The organism is Desulfobulbus alkaliphilus (genome assembly GCF_016918545.1).
Lineage (GTDB): Bacteria > Desulfobacterota > Desulfobulbia > Desulfobulbales > Desulfobulbaceae > Desulfobulbus > Desulfobulbus alkaliphilus.
The window spans coordinates 1-411 of record NZ_JAFFQC010000350.1 but is presented as its reverse complement, the minus strand read 5'-3'; the positions used below and the strand labels follow the sequence as shown (position 1 = coordinate 411).

1 protein-coding gene is annotated in these 411 nt (G+C 64.2%); it reads right to left on the bottom strand.

Annotation, left to right across the window (positions count from 1 at the left end):
• Window positions 1–312, bottom strand: a 312-nt coding sequence (locus JWG43_RS21065; RefSeq protein WP_205244447.1) for a heme oxygenase-like domain-containing protein, incomplete at its 3' end; no start/stop codon positions are given.
• Between the last annotated feature and the right edge of the window lie 99 nt (window positions 313–411).

Genomic DNA, 411 nt, shown 5'->3' with positions numbered 1-411 from the left:
GTCCTGGGCGATCCCGTTCGCACGTGATCGCGGTTCGAAGCCGCCGCCCAGTTCGGCGTTCAACGCCGCCGCCAGCGGATGGCTGAGCGGCTCCAGTCCGGCATGGAAGCGGTAAAAGGCCGCCACGGTCTCTGCCCGAGTGGCGGGGTCCGCCAGACGGGGCTCGATCCGGGCCTGGACTTCCAGGGGTTCGTGGGCTGAGGCGGTGGCTTCCCGAAGAGCGAGAAGGGCAGGGGAAGCGATCATGGGGCTCAGATTAACACACTGTCTTGTCTTGTCGATTTGCACAGGCCAGAAGGCGCGGACCACCACGGAACGGCCCAGACCGCGTGGCGTTCACCAGCAACCTTCTCATCTCCCTTTGATCGGCAGATTTTCATGAAACTGCGCGTCCGCGCCGAACTCGTCTAT